The sequence below is a fragment of the Flaviflexus equikiangi genome, from assembly GCF_014069875.1.
Lineage (GTDB): Bacteria > Actinomycetota > Actinomycetes > Actinomycetales > Actinomycetaceae > Flaviflexus > Flaviflexus equikiangi.
Genome location: NZ_CP059676.1, coordinates 848976 through 866044, shown reverse-complemented (window position 1 = coordinate 866044; position 17069 = coordinate 848976). Strand labels below are relative to the sequence as shown.

Genomic DNA, 17069 nt, shown 5'->3' with positions numbered 1-17069 from the left:
CGCGAGAATGGGGACGACTTGATACACTGCACGGGTGAAGATGTGAGCGCGCTCCTGACCTTCCGAGGCTATGGCCCGGAAGGTTTCGTCACGCCTGAGGATCCCATGTCTCACACATTCCCTTCTCCCATGTCCACCCACGTGCGTGTGGACGGACTGTCATTCTCCTACCGTGATCGCCGAGTACTCACAGACGTCTCGTTCGTCGCCGCCGCAGGCGACAGAGTTGGCCTCATCGGCGAGAACGGCTGCGGCAAATCAACACTGCTCAGGCTGATTTCCGGCGCCTTGGAGCCGGATGCTGGCACGATCACCGTCAATGCGGTCCATCCGCCGTCCGTCGGCCTCCTCCATCAAGAACCCCCGTTCCCCGAGCATGCGTCGGTCTCTGACGCTATCGAATCGGCGGTTGCCCCGGCCCGCCACGCGGCAGAAGCCGTGGGGACTCTCGCCAGCGCACTGGCCTCCCGGCCTCACGATCACGAGGCGGCAGACGCTTTCGCACGCTCACTCGACACGGCCGAGCGTCTCGACGCCTGGGGCGTCGATGCCACAATATCCACCATGCTGACCGGTCTCGGACTCGGCGCCGTTGACCGGAACCGTCAGGTCGGGACGCTCTCGGGCGGGCAACGAGCTCGACTTGCCCTGGCGTGGCTCCTCCTCAGCGCACCGGATGTGCTGCTTCTCGATGAGCCGACGAACCATCTTGATGATAGTGCGGCTGACTACCTCGCCCGCGTCCTCACTGCATGGCGGGGGCCGGTACTGATCGCTAGTCACGACCGTGCGTTCCTCGATACGACTGCCTCCTCTCTCCTCGACCTCGACCCGTCACCGCTGCCACACGCGCTGACTGGGGAACTCGTCCACGACGGTACGGGAACGGGAATCGGGGTCACCCGGTTCACCGGCACCTACAGTCACTACCTGGCGACACGCGCCAAGGAGCACGCGCGCTGGGAACGGCAGTATCGGGATGAACGGGAGGAGCTGTCCCGCCTGCGAGCCGCGGTCCGGGAACAGCAGACTGTTGGGCACTCGGATCGGGGTCCTCGGACGGAGGCGCGGTCAGCACGGAAGTTCTATTCCGATCGCAATGCCACCGTCGTCTCTCGGAGAGTGAATGACGCTCGAAGCCGCCTGTCCGATCTCGAGCAACGACAGATCCGCAAGCCTCCTGTGGACCTGGAGTTCCGCGGACTGACCGCCGGCGGGAACCCGCGAGACAACAGACCTCCCGGGCCTGTCCTGACCGCGGTCAATGCGGCGGTGACAGGCCGTCTCCCGGCGACGTCGGTCAGCATCAGTCGGGGCGAGAAGTGGCTCATCACCGGCGCCAACGGGTCCGGCAAGTCCACCCTGCTTCGGCTGCTCGCAGGCACCCTCGAGCCGTCACACGGTCAGGTCACCCACTCCCCCGAGGATCGAGTCCGTCTCCTGTCGCAAGACATCTTCATTCCAGACCCGAGCGATCGCGGATCATCACGCACCGCACGGGAGACCTACAGCGATCTCGTCGGAGTGGACCTTGCAGAAAAGGTTCCCCTCAGCACTTTCGGCTTACTCGCAGGGCGAGACCAGAACCGCAGCGTGCTCGACCTCAGTGTCGGCCAGCAGCGTCGACTGGCTCTCGCTATCCTCCTGGCGGACCCGCCCGAGATCCTGCTCCTCGACGAACCCACCAACCATTTCTCGCTCAGCTTGGTCACAGCTCTCGAAAGCGCGCTGACTCACTACCCCGGAACCGTCATCGTCGCATCACACGACCGGTGGCTGCGCGGGCGATGGTCGGGGCAGCGCCTGCACCTCGAAGGTACATAGGAAGCGTGTGATTCTCTCCAGCATCGTCACCTGGTGCGGTCTTGATGGTTGCCGGACGGCGTGTGCCGCCCCCTGGATCATCGTTGTCAACAGAGCTTCGTCTGGTGTGTCAAAGCTGATGACTCTGCGCGGATGTCTCCCGGATGTGGCAGCACGTGTCCACCTGCGCTCTACGTGACTGGCCCGGCCGAGACCTCGCACGCATCGACGCAACGCTCACGCTGGTGCATGACACGATCACACCGGTCATCCTCGACGCAGACTGCGAGCCGTTGGAATGGTTTAGCGCAGGCTTCGACCCTCGTGTCCAGACGACACTGGTTCTCCACGAACGGCGGCAGAGTGTGGCGTTTACCGCTGGCGAGAACGAGCGGACGGTCATATTCACTCATCGCCGCACCCGACGGGTGGGCTCGAAGGGACTGACCGTCCGCCCGCACGTTCAATGAACTGTTAGTCGTGAGCATGCCCCTTGAGAACCATGCGCATGATGGTGAGGTCGAAACCGACAAACTTGAAGAACTGCGGCACTAGGGACTGCCTTGCCCGAAGAGTTTGAGGAGTCGGAAGGGGGGCCGCGGACAGGTCAGCTACTGGACCTCCCTCATACCGTGGCGCGGCGGGATGATCAGAGATTGTTTCTTCTATTTCTTTTGTCATCGCAATTACTCCGGAATCAGGAACCAGAAGGGCTTGGCTTTGGCCTTGTAGATGAAGAGGTAGTGAAGCATCAGCTTCACCCAATGGCCCGACAGTCCGATGTCTCCGCGGGTGTCCTTGATATCGCGACCGGTCGGGTACTTCACGTAGTCAGGGACCACGGGCATCATGGTCATCGCGGCAGCGGAACCTTTCGTCATGCCGGTTCCGGCAGAAGCGACACAGGCAGCACCCATGTTCGCCATCGAAGCGGACACTGCCGCGGCCTTCGGATCTTTGATTCGCTTGGCAATTGTTTCGGCGACCGCCTTACCCATGACACCGGACGGCATGCCGGTACGTGGCGGGGCGGGTGCAATCAGCGTCCCATTCGGTGTTGTCCTCGGTCGAGAGATCTGGTGCGGCGGGGCAAAGGCAATGCCCACGGCAAAGACGTTCGGGAAGCCGGGAGCCTCATACGTCTTGGGCCAGTCCTCAGCCCTCCATTCTTCATGGGGCTTCGGCGAGTAGTCTGCGTCGACCTTCATGAAACCAGAAGGGGCAAACATCCGCGCGGTGATCTCTGTTCCATCTGAGTCGAATGCCTTGAGCGGCACCCCACCAAAAGGCGGGAGGAGCATGGCGAAGTCAAAGGACAGCCGGTGCTTCTCCCCATCGAGAGTCTCGTAGGTGATCACACCATCCTTGATCTTCTCCACAGCTGTGCCCACGATCGCTTCAACATTTCGTTCTCGGAACAGCGAAGCGGTCCATAGCTCTGACGAGGTCTCGAATCCACGATCGACAAAAGTCATTCCGTCAACACCGAAGTCGCCCAGCTGGGCTTCGTTGGTCAGGAAGACGAGGCGAACCATGTCCCTCACGCCCGCCTTGCGAAGCCGGTCATCCACATTAAAGACGTACTCAAAGGCAGCACCCTCGCAGGTGCACGTGCCATGTCCGGTGCCTACGACTGCTACCTGCTTCTTACCAGCGCGGGCCTGGACGATCAATGCCTCCAGTTCTTTCGCTGCGTGAGTCGCATGGTCCGCCGTGCATACGGAGACCGTCTCGCCGCCATCAGGGCCGAGCCCCGGTGTTGCTTCGAAGCGGAGCCTTGGGCCCGTGGCATTGATTAAGAAGTCGTACGGGATTCGAACCTTCGCACCGGCCTGACTGGGGAGAGTGCTTTCGGCTTCGATGAAGCCTGACTCAACCCCTTCCCCACCATTTGGCCAAATCTCGGTAGCCTTGGCCTGAACGAAGTCGATGCCCTTCTTCTTGTAGACAGGGGCGAGTGGGAAAAGCACCTTCGACTGAGGCATTGTGCCCACGCCAACCCAAATGTTCGATGGAATCCAGTTCCAGTTGCTGTTCGGCGTGACGACGGTGACATTGTCATTCTTGCTCAGCATCCGAGGCAGATGCAGGGCGGCTGTATGCCCGGAGACGCCGGCGCCAAGCACCACTACATTGGACATGCGCATCCTCTCCCTTGATGATGTACACGTGAATAGGTGGCCTTGATCAGCAGGCACCTACAAAAACAGTATACCCCCGGGGGCATTTAATTGTGTTGGTTTTGAAAAATTTGCGGAGGGTTTGGCCTGCCACCCGGAAGCTGCTGATTCGGCAAGCGCTTTGGCCCGACTGTTCTTCCTGTCACTGGAGCCAGAAGGGACTCTCGTTCAGAAGAGCAGGCCGATTCGACCGTGAGAGGAATGCATAGATCGATCTCACCGTGGGAGCGTGTGCTGCTCCACCACCACACGAATGGCAGGATTGCCATCTTGACTTCCTCCACGGTCTTCCGTGGCCCACATTGACGAATGGGCTTCGCTTTGCAGATCGTCTTCACAGCCTGGACTATCGCATTCCCTGCACCGATGTCATCGCTCCGCGCCCGTCGACTCGGCTGGTGGGCATGAGGCACATGCAGATCGAGCCATGATCGTTGCGGCGGATGACTCCAATGCCGGGCAGCCATCTCCAACGCCTGCAGCGCCAGGACATCGACGATGAAAGAGAGAGAGAGAGAGAGAGAGAAAGAACTGGTCGTTGCACTCCGGGAACGCTGTCCATGGTCAGTGCCCGGCTGCGCCAGGCGCAGAGCTGGACCCTTGTCCGGCCGCAGTGCTCTCGACGGGCTTTGGCAACGAGGCACCCTCACCACATCGGGCGGTATGATCCGGGCCAGAGCACACCCATGCACCGCTGCGCTCCCCTCGCGCCAGATACCAACCCAAAAAGGTCGGTGCGACGGACCAGGATCACCGCTGAGCGCCCAAGGTTGACGCCATCGACGTTGCCCCCACGCGGTCGACTTCGTCGACAGCGTGGGGGAATGGCTGTAGCGGCCAGAATCGCACCGTCAACCGATTGAGGGTCCGTTTCCGAAGCGCCGCGTCGATGCTGGCACGAGAATAGGAAGGTCACAAACTGGGGCTTTCAGCGAGGCGAAGATGCTGGCCCGTACCGCAGAACGAGCACCGGTAGCGCTGACATCCAGCGCTGGTCTTCCCATGCACCAGCGCCTGCCCGCACTGGCGGCAGTGAGGTGCATTAACCCACTGACGACGTGGACCAGATCGTTCACGCTAGAACATGGGAAAAGACAGTCGTAGGACCGGTGTCATAGGAGTCGGCTACTCAACTTCAATATCGACTCGACCCCATCACGTGTGACGATATCCAGCGACTAAACCAGGCCGGACTATCCCGTCAGATCAGATTCGCTGCGCCCATGCAGAAAAATGAAAAGCACCCGGGTATCAATACCAGGGTGCTCACAGTGGGCCTTCGTAGGTACTTCTCAAACCCCAGCAAACCGCGAAGAACGTTGATTTCGCGTGTCCTCAAGGGATCGAAGACACAGCGGCAGCGCACTGGTACCCCTCACACGACAGATTCTAGGGGTCCAGTGCGTGAAAATTCGAGTCAGTCTCAAACCCGTTTGAGTGCCTCGAATCGTGAAGAACTACTCGTTGGGTACGCCGAGGGGGTACCGGTTCAGGAGCTGGCAACAAGGTTCAACGTCCATCGGGCGACGGTGCGAGAGATTGCTCGGCGAGCGGGTCATCCGAGCAGAGCACCGGAACATTCACAACAGCTACGAAGTGAGGCGGCACGCCTCTACGCCGGGGGCCTCACGCTCAGTCAAGTAGCAGCGCAGTTGGGAATCGGCGACGAAGCAGTTCGCTCAGCAGTGGTAGCTAATGGGGGCACAATTCGACCCAAAGGTCGTCGAAAGATGAGTGCATATTTCTAGATAACTCAACACTCTAAAGTAGGAGCTTCTAGTGTTATGCGTCAATCTTCCAACCTTCTCCAATCTCTGGAAGGCTGTCAGATAACACTGCTACTTCAGTAGCCTTCACGACTCGGTGAGCGGAGTAATTCAACTGGAACTCTCTCCGACGTCGCTCGGCATATAGTTCAGCGACCTGAGGGGCGTTATCGTAGGTTAAAATCCATCGACTAGTAGCGAAATTATTTAATATCTCCGCTAAGTGAACATGATCCTCTGCTGTAAAAGCGTTGAGATAGAGAGAGCCAGCCTTCTCGAAATAGGGTGGGTCGGCATATATAAAAGCATCATTCTGGCTTGCAAATTGGGCGATCACATCTTTGCCGTCTTGTCTAGTTGCGATGATACTGTCGGCGTAAAGTGCCAGAATTCGCATTCGCTCTGTGAGACCGTCGCGATTGAACCGAGCATCGATCTTATAATTTCCGGTTTGTTCCAGCCCACCGATTGGGCCACCGTTGAGGATGCCCGAACGATTAGTTCGATTCAAGAAAAATGTAGCGAAACCCAATTCTTTGGTATTGCTTGTGTCGACGGCTCGATATATCTCGCGTTGTCTACGCCATTCGTTCACGTCTAAAGAGACGCTTTGAATCTGTTCGATCAAGTACTCTGGATGCTCCTTGACCGTCAGCCAGAACGAGTAAATCGCCGGATCGAGATCATTAATGACGACCTTCTCCACTTGCCCTGTAACAAGTAGGCTTAGACCTGCCCCAACTCCACCGGCGTAAGGCTCAACGTAAGTACAGCCCGCCATGTCCATGTCTCGAATGAGTTTCCTCAGTCGGGAATATAGGGCGGACTTCCCGCCTGGGTAACGTAGCGGGGAAATGCGGGGGCGCCTGCTCGTCACACTAATATTTACAGCGCTCATGGTTTCATCAAATATCTCATGATTGAGTCAATCGACGACCACATCGCAAATGCTTGATCTCTGTCAACATTAAAATGATGATTGTGATTTATAGCGTTTAACGAGTCAGCGGTCGAGGTGTAGGTTACAAGGAAGCCGGTTTGGACCCTCTTGATTGGTTGCTTCAAATGACTCGGACCGTTGGTGTTTACGTGGTCGAGAAGCCAACTCAACGCGTTACCTAATTGCACGCGACCTTTATTGTTGTGTTTAGTTTTACCTATGTCGATCGTTTTGTATTCCGCGAAAGCCTTGATTGATTTTTCTAGGACTGCTCGAATCGCCAGAAATGTCACATTCGGAAACTTTTGCACGTCAACTTCAGACAGCTCTCCTAGGAGAAGTTTTAAGGCTTCCGGGTAGGCATCTGGGGCCTTTACTTGACCCAAATCTAAGTTTCGGGGTTTAGCTTTCTTCTTCACCGGTGAATTTCTCGCAGGTGACTTTGTCCGGGAGGTATTCGCGGTAGGCGACGATCCACTACCTGTGGCTCTTGCCGCAGATGAGCTGCCGTCCCCTCCACTCGGCGCGACACCCAAGTTGGCACCAGCCCCGACAGTATGGTCAGGATCTCCTGAAGACGAACCGGCGAGCTGGGTATCTGGAGCTGATGCTACTATTCGCCGCAATTCGGCCATTAATTGGGTGTATCGAGGACTTTTTACTGAATTCAGGCTTCGAGTGTTGATGTTCTCTTCGAACATGCCTCGTACAATTTCGGTCGCCACCTCTTTGAAAACCTCGTCGGACACTATTTTCGAGAGCGTCCCATCTGACTGCATTGTCAGGCCAATCAGCTCAACGAATTCTTTCGACTCATAGATACGCGCGAGTGTAGAAAGTCCGCGAGCCCACTTCTTAGTATTCAAGAAGTCTTGCAACTCAGGATCGTCAAATTGCACGGACTTGAACAAGTTAATGAATAACGCGCGACGAACAAACTTAGTGACGTCAATCGTCGGATAGCGAGAAACCAGCTCATTCAGAGTGCGGCCAGAGTCGATCTGAGCTTGAAAAAACGCTGCCTGCCTGCTGGGGGTCCATGCTCGCCTTAAGTTTCCAGTATGTATGGCAGCGATAAGTTGGTCCGCTTCGTCTTGACTAGGAGCAATCATGACCCGAATTTTCGCCAGAGACGACCTATCAGGTAACTGTTTTGCCAAAGCGCTAATTCGAGCTTGGTAATCTGGCACCAACATAGGGTTTTGAATTGACTTAAGCGCGGCAAGTCGTCTATTCCCCTCGACCATCACGTACTTACCTTGCCGATCAAGAACTACAGGCGTTTCATGCGTCAGATACCCAATTTTGCAGATGCCTTCAACAAGTCCTAGAGCGTCCTCATTGACGAATAGGTCTTCAATAATATCTGCCTCGACTTTCGCATCAGCGATTTCGAGGCGAACATTCTTCGGATCTAAACGTATGTCTTTCAGCACATCAAGTTCAACGATTGGCCAAGTCGAAGTGTCTAACATGAGCAGCAGCCTCTTCCGAGAGTAAAGGTGGGTAGAATCGGACGCTGAAAACAGAGAGGTATTCTGCAAAGGTTTGTGGTGTCGTAGCGTCGAAAAGTCGACCTGAATCTATTTATCATCCGCCACTCCACCCCTCGACTCACTTGACCCACTCACGTATCTCAAAACGTCACTCTTCAAAAAACGCCAAGCACGTCCTACTTTTTCGCCAGGCAATGTACCTGCTCGTGCAAGCGCAAGGACTGTCTTAGTCGACACCCGCAGCAAAGCCGAAGCTTCGTCAGCCGTCAAGATTTCGTTGTCTTCTGGCATCTTCCCGCATCTTCCGTGAACTGGACTTACCTTCACCCTACTGGACGACAGATTTTCCCACCAGCCTGACAGCCAGCCGCTGTAAAAACTGGGGCGGTTGTTCGATGCGAGTATGGCCAAATAATGTCTGATGAAAGATTCTGAACGTTAGGTAATGATGGCGTTGGTAGCTCACCTTCCCTTCAACGACGAAGGGACCGGGAACTTGGACACGCTCTTGACATTCGCGCCGGATGAACGTGCGGCACGGATCGCCCTGACCGTGATCATGGACCCCACTGATGCGACAACGGGGCATCTCCTTGCGGTTCACGGCGCAGTCAACACTGTCATGCTGCTTGCCGACGACGCACCGGTTCCCGGTTTGGATAACGTGGAAGCTCAGCTGTGGCGTAAACGCTTGCTGCCCCGGGTGGAACCACGACTGATCCAAGAAGCACTCGACCTCACAGAACGTGGTGGCTTCAAGACGCTTATTCCCAGCGATGACAACTATCCGGCGTCGCTCCACGATCTCGGCGACGGTGCTCCATATGTCCTCTGGGTCAAAGGCGAGAAGTCACTACTCGCAATGCCAGTGAGCGATCGCTTTACGATCACCGGTGCACGTGCGGCAACCAGCTACGGCGTCCAGGTCGCAAACGAGATCTCTGCTGACCTTGCCAGTGACGGGAAAGTGATTGTTGCTGGTGGCGCATACGGTATAGATGGTGAAGTTCACCGGTCTGCGTTGGCTGTTGCGGGTCATACGATTGCGGTGATGGCCGGTGGAATTGACCGTCCATACCCAGCGGGTCATCGAGATCTGCTTGAACGTGTGAGCGATGTCGGATTGTTGGTGAGCGGGCAACCGCCGGGAGCCACGCCGACACGAGCACGGTTCATGGCCCGTGCCCGCATCGAAGCTGCACTTTCGGGTTCAACGACGATCATTGAAGCCGGTTCACGGTCGGGCTCGCTGCTGGTGGCTCAACAGGCATACTCGCTGGGGCGCAGCGTCGGTGCGGTTCCCGGGCCGGTGACAAGTGCCACGAGTTATGGCCCACATCGACTCATTGCCCAGGGCATCGCCAGTGTCGTGACCAACGCCAACGACGTACGGGCGCTTTCCGAGAAACAGCCGCCTTCCGGCTCGATACAACAACTCAGCGCCAAAGCATTCCGTATGGACAGCTATTCGGCACATGCTCGTGCCGCTCATTCAGCTCACCGTGATCTCTGACGGAACCCACGAGATCAGCGATCGCAGCACGGATCGTTTGGCCTTGAGCTGCATGTGTAGATAACGACGCGGATCAGTGCGCCGTTTCTAAATCACGATATTCAGCATCCTCGCCAGACATATGCTGGGTCCTCTGCTGATTCCTGGGTCTGGCCTTGAGCCGGTTGACCTGGAGACGCACAAACAGCATCAGACTCAACGGACCGATCCACAACGGTCAAGTCCCTTTGAGTGGTGTAGCCGGTGTTCCTTCGGTTCTTCAATTAGTGGTTAGGCGGTCAGTTCGAGAGGATCGTCGCTCACCTCGTCTGTGGTCTCGGGAAGCATGTGGAGGCGGCTTCTGGCGAGAACGTCGAGGCTGAGGTAGCGGCGCCCTTCGGCCCATTCATCGGTCTGCTCGGCCAGGACCGCACCGACCAGGCGGATGATCGCCTCTCGGTTGGGGAAGATCCCCACCGAATCGGTGCGGCGACGGATCTCGCGGTTGAGGCGCTCATTGGGGTTGTTGGACCAGATCTGGGCCCACACCCCGGTCGGGAAACCGGTGAAGGCAAGGATATCGGCACGTGCGCCGTCCAGATGATCGTGAGCTTCAGGGAGCTTATCGCCGACGTAGTCCAAGAGCCGGTCGAATTGGGCGTGGACACTGGCTGCGTCGGGCTGGTCGTAGACCGAGTGCAGCATCGCTTTGACTGCCGGCCAGTAGCTCTTGGGGCACACGCTCATCAGGTTCGCGGCGTAGTGCGTGCGGCATCGCTGCCAGGACGCACCCGGCAGGTTCGCTGCGACCGCCTCGATCAGGCCCGCATGAGCATCAGAAGTCACTAAACGCACGCCGGTCAGGCCGCGTGCGACGAGGTCGGCGAAGAAGGAGTTCCATGCCGCCCCGGTCTCACTGGTCGCAACCCGCAGGCCGAGGACTTCACGCCTACCATCGGCATTGACGCCGGTAGCGATGAGGACGACCGCGTTAATCACACGCCCGCCCTCGCGGACCTTCATGGTCAGCGCGTCAGCAGCGACGAACGTGAACGGGCCGGCCTCATCGAGCGGGCGGTGACGGAACTGGTCCACGTGCTCGTCCAGGTCAGTAGCCATGCGCGAGACCTGCGACTTCGACAGGGAATGAATACCCAGGGTTTTCACGAGCTTATCCATCCGCCGAGTGCTGACGCCGGCGAGGTAGCAGTCAGCCACGACCGTGATCAGTGCTGTTTCGGCTCGTTTTCTGCGCTCGAGCAGCCAGTCGGGAAAATATGTGCCCGATCTGAGTTTTGGGACAGCAACATCCACTGTGCCGACCCGGGTGTCCAGGGGCCGGTGGCGGTAGCCGTTGCGCTGGGTGCGGCGGTCGGGGCTGGGCTTGCCCCATTCCGCCCCGACCACGGCATCGGCGTCTGCTGAAAGCAGGGCGTTGATCATGGCCTGCAGCAGATCGCGCATCAAGTCCGGGGATGCTTCGGCCAGGGCTTCACGGAGCAGGCCTGCAGGGTCGATAATATGAGGAGCGGTCATCGTGGCGATGTCCTTTCGAGTGGGAAGTAGAGAGCTTTCTCGAAGGATCCCACGGTGACCGTGTCCACGTCAGCAACGACGCTCACGACCACCCCGGGGGCTACACCACTCTAAGGGGCACTACTTCCACAACATCTTGAGCCCGTTCCAAATGCTCAACAGGACAAGCACATTGAGCCAAGCCGGGCCGCCATCATTGATGGCCTGTACCAGGATTGCCGCGATCAAGAAGTATGGGATCGCCAACAGCATCGCTGGCACACCCCATTTGAGACCGCGTGGGGTGCGGATCGCATCAAGCAGGATATTGGTCGGCATGTACCGACGCAGAAAATTTCGGGTATGGACGCTTCCAGTCCAGAGCAAGCGGATTACGATCTCGTTCCTCTCCATCGCACAAACAACTCCGACGAGGCGATGCGTTGAAGAGTGACCTGGAGGGTCTGCCACAAGTGGCGCGTTGGAATGAGTATCCGCCTCTGTCACCAGGATACGACGAAGCACTGACAGGAGGGAAGCCCGAGACCTTCTCGGCCTCAGAGTCCGAGGGTTCGGTTGACCTGTCGCTGCTGTTCACGGTGTGGAGGTTGCTCGACGGATGCTTGGAGTTGCGTGACGGCAGCGTGTGCGCGGGCATAGTCGATCTTCTGTGCGGTGCGCTCGGGTACCGGTCCAAGCGGGTCGGTGCTGGTGATTTGGTGTCGGTCGCGGTAGGCGGCGATCACGCGCGCACGGCGACGCCAACCAGTCATCATGTCCTCGTTCTGACGTTTTGGGAGGAGCGGCTGCACCCAATCGGCTGCTTCATCGACGGCTTGGTCAACGAGTGCATCAGCGCGTTGCTCGATCAGCTGGTGTCGCGCATTGAGTGCCTGCCGCATTTCTGGGCTCATGGTTCCGTCTGCGGGTGGGATGAGTCCTGCGATCAGGCGTGGCTGTTTGCGCGTCCGTCCTGATCCGGCTGGGCGGGCGCTGGCTTTGGCGAGTCGGGCGTGCAGTACCGAGGCGATGTCATCTGCGTCTTCGACGCTGCGGGCTTGTACGAGGCGTGGCAGGAGCCGGTCAACATCGTGGTGATTGGCTTCCGCTCGTCGCAACTCCGCCGATAGTGCACCATACGCATCGGAGGCAAGTACGTCTTCCGTCTGTTGGAGTGTGAGGCCACTTGTATGTAGTAGCGTCGCCCACCGGTCGTGTTGGGCGGCTTGCGCGATCGTCTCGTACTCCGCGGCGAGTTGGGCGATCGAGCCCCACTGTTCCTGCTCTGCCGTGATGGTTTCGTGTGCGGAGAGTTCAGCGCCGACGTGTTGCATGACTCCGTAGAGCACGGACCTGGCGGTGGCATCGGTGTTATCGCCAGGGTGGGGCTGGCTGTGAGCATCATCGGGTTGGTTTACGGCGACATAGGCGTGGTTGGCGTTGCGGCCGCGGGTCATTGCGACGTAGAAGTTCTCCCGTGTTGTTGTCGCGGTCACAACCGTGTGCGCGGTGTCGGTCGTGATGCCTTGTGCCCGGTGTGCCGTGACGGCGTAGCCAAGATCAACATGCTCAGACACGTACGCGGCAGGCAGCACGATCGCGCCGCCAAAAAGACGCCCGACGGCCCGTACGGTGAGCGAGCCGTCGTCACGGACCTGGGTGATTTGCCAACGTCCACCGTTGCGCACCCATGTGTCCTTCGTGCGCAGTCGCCTGTCGTTACGTCGAGTAATGATCGTGTCCCCAATACCTGCTATCGACCCGTCGTTGAGTTCCACCTCACGACTCGGGCGCAGCCTACCGTCAAGAATCAGATCGGCGCGGGCACGGTTATTGAGTGCGGTGACAGTCTCATTGGTCTCCGCGATCAACACCGACACGAGTCCCGCCGCGGTGTCTTCACGCCAAGCTGCATAAGCAGCATCTGTCATAGCATCTTCGTCACCGTCGTGGATGCGGTCATGATCGATATAGGTGTCGATGATGTCGGTGCGGCCGTGCCGAAGATCAAGGGATGCGGTCTTTTCCCACTCGTTGCTGAACCGGTGAATATCGATCAGTTCGGGTGCGTCGTTCCGGTCACCGGCCAGCAGCGCGAACGCCCCACCGGCGTCTACGGATTGCAGTTGCGCATAGTCGCCAACGAGCAGTACCTTCGCGCCCGCCGTTTCGGCAAGTCCTGTGATGCGATCCAGTGAATGAGTACCGGCAAGGCTCGCTTCGTCAATGATCACGAGCTGACCAGCCGTGAACGTGGTGCCGTGAGTGAGGTGGTTGTGCCACCACTTCGCAGTGTTTTCTGTAGCGATACCGAGATCTTCAGCGAGAACTTCTGCTGCGACAGCTGACGGTGCGAGGCCAACAACCGAACCGGCTCCGTGTTCGGCTTCCCATGCACGGCGGAGCGCGTTCATCGCGGTGGTCTTCCCGGCACCGGCTGCCCCCACAAGCACGTCGATAGTTCGCCCGGACACCGCGATCGACGCGAGTGCCGTCGCTTGGTCATCGCTTAGCATCCGCCCATCATCATCAGGAAGAGGGGTGATCTGCTCGACCGTCGTAAGCGCCACAGTCGGTGACACCGTGGCGCGGGCACGTTGCAGGAGGCGGTCTTCTGCTTGAAGCAGGGTTTCGGAGGAATACACAGTGGAGTGCTTCGGGCGGAACCGGCTCGTGCCATCATCTCGTTGGAAGACGACAGGGCTCGACGCTAGTTCAGGCGGTGTCAGACGTAGCGATGCGTTCTCGGCCGAATCGACCACAAGCCCGGTGATCGCTTCACGATCCACCATAGAGGCGAAGCGCCATCCCATGAGTTGACGGGATGCTTCGGCGTGCAGGTTCCAGCGCCGCCACGTTGACCGTTTCTCACCCACGGCCTCCACCACTGCCTGCCCGATCTCAGCAATCACAACGAGGGGCACATCATCAGCACGCAACAACATCGCGGGAGGGTTCACTGCAACGTCTTGTGCCCACCGGGTTGCATCTTGACCGAGTAAGCGCGTTGCACGGGTACGCCAGTCTGAGGTGAGTTCCGCCAGGGATCGCACCTGCTTCTCGGGCCGGGTTGCAAGGGTTGCCTGGGCTCGGAGCTTGAGAATCGTCGCCGTCGTGGGCTGCTTGCCATGCTTCTCAATGTAGTCAGCGATGAGGCGGTTCTTCTCGACATCAATATGGCGGGAACGAGTCGAGAACTCCGACACCAACGCCTCAGGCACAGCACTGATCGCCCATGCGGGGTTGCGATCACGACCCATGTCCCGGGACTCCCATTCGACACCGAATGCGCGCGTCATGTGATCGGCAAATACTGCCTCGTGGAGTTCTGAAAGCGCTACGACGGCGGCGTGCATCGGTCTGCCATCAAGAGAACGCCACTTGCCGTCTTGCGCCGTCTGGACCTTGTTCGAGATCACAACGTGCGTGTGCAAGTGCGGGTCACCAGCACGGGAATCGTAATGATCGAATGCGGTCGCGATCACGCCTGTGACATCCACTTGAGCTGCGGCACCGTCGATGCCGGTTGCACCAACTCGGGTGGTTGCAACCTCACGTTCTATGAATGCAACCACCTCCGCAATCGCGGCATGGTGCGCCTGCGCGATCAGCGCTTGCGTCCCTGCATCCGCAACCGCCCACAACACCGAAGCAGACTTCGGTATCGAGAACGTGTAATCAAATCCAGCTACGGCACGACGGGTACCCCGTTTAGTTTCTTCGGCTTCGATCTGCGCGACCTGTTCCGCGCGAACGGCGGGCGACAATGGCCCGTCCAACTCTGCTACGCGAGCCTCGATCCGCTCCGAAACGCGCACAAAGGACTGATACGCACGTCCGAAGGCGTCACCGGTGATGGGGTCTCGGCCCATCCCGACAAGAAGTTGGAGCTGCGCTTCGGTGACCTGGTCACCGGTGCTCAATTGACCGGCACCGATCCCACCGAGGCCTTGCCCGACCCACCTACCGGGTGGTGATCCCTGCTCGGCGTAGTAGCGCGTCAACGGGGTCGTGAGCAACCGGTCACCATCACTAGCAACGACAGTACGCAGGAGGTATTTGTAACCGTCACCCGCGCTCATAACACGCATCGAAACCGTCATCGCCGCTGCCTCCTGAACGACAGGTAAGCGTCAGCTACCGCGTTTCTGGACAGTCAACTCAGCGTTGATTCGCGGGCTTCGAGCCTCTTCTGCAAGACGCGTGGGGTCTTCTGTGGGCCGTCGCGCGGCCGGTCCAATGGATTGGAGAAGCGTCATCGGATAAGATGATGGGCATGTCAGGTGCTTCTGCCGCGAGCGCGGCCGCTGTGACGAAGACACTCCGCTAGCGGCGGAACGTCTTTCTCACTACTTAGTAAACTCACGTTCCGTCGCTTGATGGTCGGTTCGGTGCGAGATACCTTGTCGCCCGATTCTTCATTCAAGCAACGGAGTTATCTGTGTCTTTTTTTACCTCAATATCGCGCCCGGATCACATCTCGACCACGCGATCCTGGGCAGCACTCGTGTGCCTGTCAGTGCTGCAATTCTTCATCGCCGTTGATGTTACTGTCGTCAACGTAGCACTGCCATCTATCGGCGATGAATTCGGCGTTGATCCGCGCGGCCTGACCTGGGTTGTCGTCGGATACACCATCACCGGCGGTGGTCTACTCATGCTCGGAGGCCGCCTGGGCGACGTCGTTGGTCGACGCCGCCTTCTTCTAATCGGCACCGCAATTTTCGGAGCAGCCTCGATGATGGCAGGCTTCGCGGAAACCTTCGCAGTGCTTGTTGTAGCCAGGCTGTTTCAAGGAGTAGGCGAAGCCCTCGCCCTACCAGCTGCAATGGCAACCATCGTCCTCCTTTTTCCCGAGGGACGGGCCCGTACTCGAGCATTGAGCGTCTGGGCAGCGGTTGCAAGCAGCGGTCTCGTTTTGGGATTCGTGCTCTCGGGAATCATCACCGAGCACCTAGGTTGGCGATGGGTCTTCCTCATCGCTATCCCGTTCACCCTGTTCGTGCTGATCGCGACGGTATTCCTGCTTCCACGCGACCGAAAGAAGGAGCGCGCACCGCTGGACATTCTCGGGTCGATTCTGTTGACAGGCGCACCGCTACTATTCGCCTTCGGGGTCGTGGAGGCCGGAGAAGGAATCTCTTGGCTGCCAGTTGCGGCTCTGACAGGAGCATTCGTCGCGGCCGTTCTGTTCGTCGGTGTAGAGCGGCGAGCATCGAACCCACTAATTCCTCTAACCTTCTTCCGCAACCGGACTCGGGTGCGAGCAAATCTCGCGACCGCGTTGCTGAGTGCCGCGCTCTCAACGTCGTTCCTACTGTTCACGTTCTATCTTCAGAATGGACTCGGCCTTTCCCCACTGGAAGCCGGCCTACTGCTTCTCCCGCTTGCTATGGCGCTGATCGTCGCGGTGACTGTCGTTCCCCGACTGATGGGACGTTGGGGAGCGCGCTCGTGCATCATCGCAGGTCTTAGCTTCGCAGGAGCAGGCATGATTGTGATTGCTGTCGCCGCGCAACTCGACGCCCCCGCTTGGGTATTAATCCCCGCGATGCTTTTCATCGCCGCAGGTATGGGATTCGGACTAGTCGGATTGCAGTATGCGGCAGTCACCGGAGTAACTGACGACGATGCCGGAGTCGCCTCTGGCGTACAGCGGGCCGCAGACCAGCTTGGCGGGTCTGCTGGCGTCACGGTATTTGTTGGTTTGGGGTTTGCATCAATCGCCCACGGAGTATCGCCCTATCTATTGAGTAGTGGGCTTGCGATCATCGGCCTCTGCGTCGCAGCCTTTGTTGCCCGACGAGTTGCTGTCTCCGATGAACACACGACAGAGCAAGGAGTGAACACGGAAGCTTAGAAAGCCCAGCCAGTCGG

The 17069-nt window shown here is 58.5% G+C and carries 11 protein-coding genes; 4 read left to right on the top strand and 7 right to left on the bottom strand.

All coding sequences use genetic code 11. The annotated features are described in order from the left end of the window. Positions 1-105 precede the first annotated feature (105 nt). Positions 106-1824, top strand: coding sequence for an ABC-F family ATP-binding cassette domain-containing protein (locus tag H2O75_RS04130; RefSeq protein WP_182174022.1), 1719 nt, complete (start codon positions 106-108; stop codon positions 1822-1824). A gap of 665 nt (positions 1825-2489) precedes the next feature. Here the strand turns inward: H2O75_RS04130 and H2O75_RS04125 are convergent. Then, entirely contained in the window at positions 2490-3950 is a 1461-nt protein-coding gene (locus H2O75_RS04125; RefSeq protein ID WP_259365307.1) for an NAD(P)/FAD-dependent oxidoreductase, read from the bottom strand. Positions 3951-5206: 1256 nt separating this feature from the next. On the opposite strand from H2O75_RS04125, the gene H2O75_RS11005 reads away from it, so the two are divergent. Further along, a complete protein-coding gene (locus H2O75_RS11005; protein ID WP_374971577.1) occupies positions 5207-5731 on the top strand; it encodes a helix-turn-helix domain-containing protein in 525 nt (174 codons plus the stop codon). 34 nt (positions 5732-5765) lie between these two features. On the opposite strand, the gene H2O75_RS04115 is transcribed toward H2O75_RS11005, so the two are convergent. The 3 genes from H2O75_RS04115 to H2O75_RS11000 all read right to left on the bottom strand — a co-directional run bounded on the left by H2O75_RS04115 (position 5766) and on the right by H2O75_RS11000 (position 8476). Next, positions 5766-6647, bottom strand: a complete 882-nt coding sequence (locus H2O75_RS04115; protein ID WP_034511003.1) for a DNA adenine methylase — start codon at positions 6645-6647, stop codon at positions 5766-5768. Beyond that, complete coding sequence (locus tag H2O75_RS04110; RefSeq protein WP_182174019.1) at positions 6644-8164, bottom strand: ParB/RepB/Spo0J family partition protein; 1521 nt, start codon at positions 8162-8164, stop codon at positions 6644-6646. Before H2O75_RS04110 ends, H2O75_RS04115 begins: the two co-directional genes overlap by 4 nt. A gap of 108 nt (positions 8165-8272) precedes the next feature. Then, positions 8273-8476, bottom strand: a complete 204-nt coding sequence (locus H2O75_RS11000) for a helix-turn-helix domain-containing protein (protein WP_182174016.1) — start codon at positions 8474-8476, stop codon at positions 8273-8275. 154 nt (positions 8477-8630) lie between these two features. On the opposite strand from H2O75_RS11000, the gene H2O75_RS04100 reads away from it, so the two are divergent. Beyond that, positions 8631-9698, top strand: a complete 1068-nt coding sequence (locus H2O75_RS04100) for a DNA-processing protein DprA (protein WP_182174013.1) — start codon at positions 8631-8633, stop codon at positions 9696-9698. Between the two features lie 270 nt (positions 9699-9968). On the opposite strand, the gene H2O75_RS04095 is transcribed toward H2O75_RS04100, so the two are convergent. The 3 genes from H2O75_RS04095 to mobF all read right to left on the bottom strand — a co-directional run bounded on the left by H2O75_RS04095 (position 9969) and on the right by mobF (position 15295). Next, entirely contained in the window at positions 9969-11213 is a 1245-nt protein-coding gene (locus tag H2O75_RS04095; RefSeq protein ID WP_182169453.1) for an IS256 family transposase, read from the bottom strand. 120 nt (positions 11214-11333) lie between these two features. After that, positions 11334-11531, bottom strand: coding sequence for a hypothetical protein (locus H2O75_RS04090; protein ID WP_220462782.1), 198 nt, complete (start codon positions 11529-11531; stop codon positions 11334-11336). A 218-nt stretch (positions 11532-11749) separates the two neighbouring features. After that, on the bottom strand, positions 11750-15295 hold the full coding sequence (gene mobF, locus H2O75_RS10910; protein WP_182174010.1) for a MobF family relaxase: 3546 nt from the start codon (positions 15293-15295) through the stop codon (positions 11750-11752). Positions 15296-15633: 338 nt separating this feature from the next. On the opposite strand from mobF, the gene H2O75_RS04080 reads away from it, so the two are divergent. After that, positions 15634-17052, top strand: coding sequence for an MFS transporter (locus tag H2O75_RS04080; RefSeq protein ID WP_220462781.1), 1419 nt, complete (start codon positions 15634-15636; stop codon positions 17050-17052). The last annotated feature ends 17 nt before the right edge of the window (positions 17053-17069 follow it).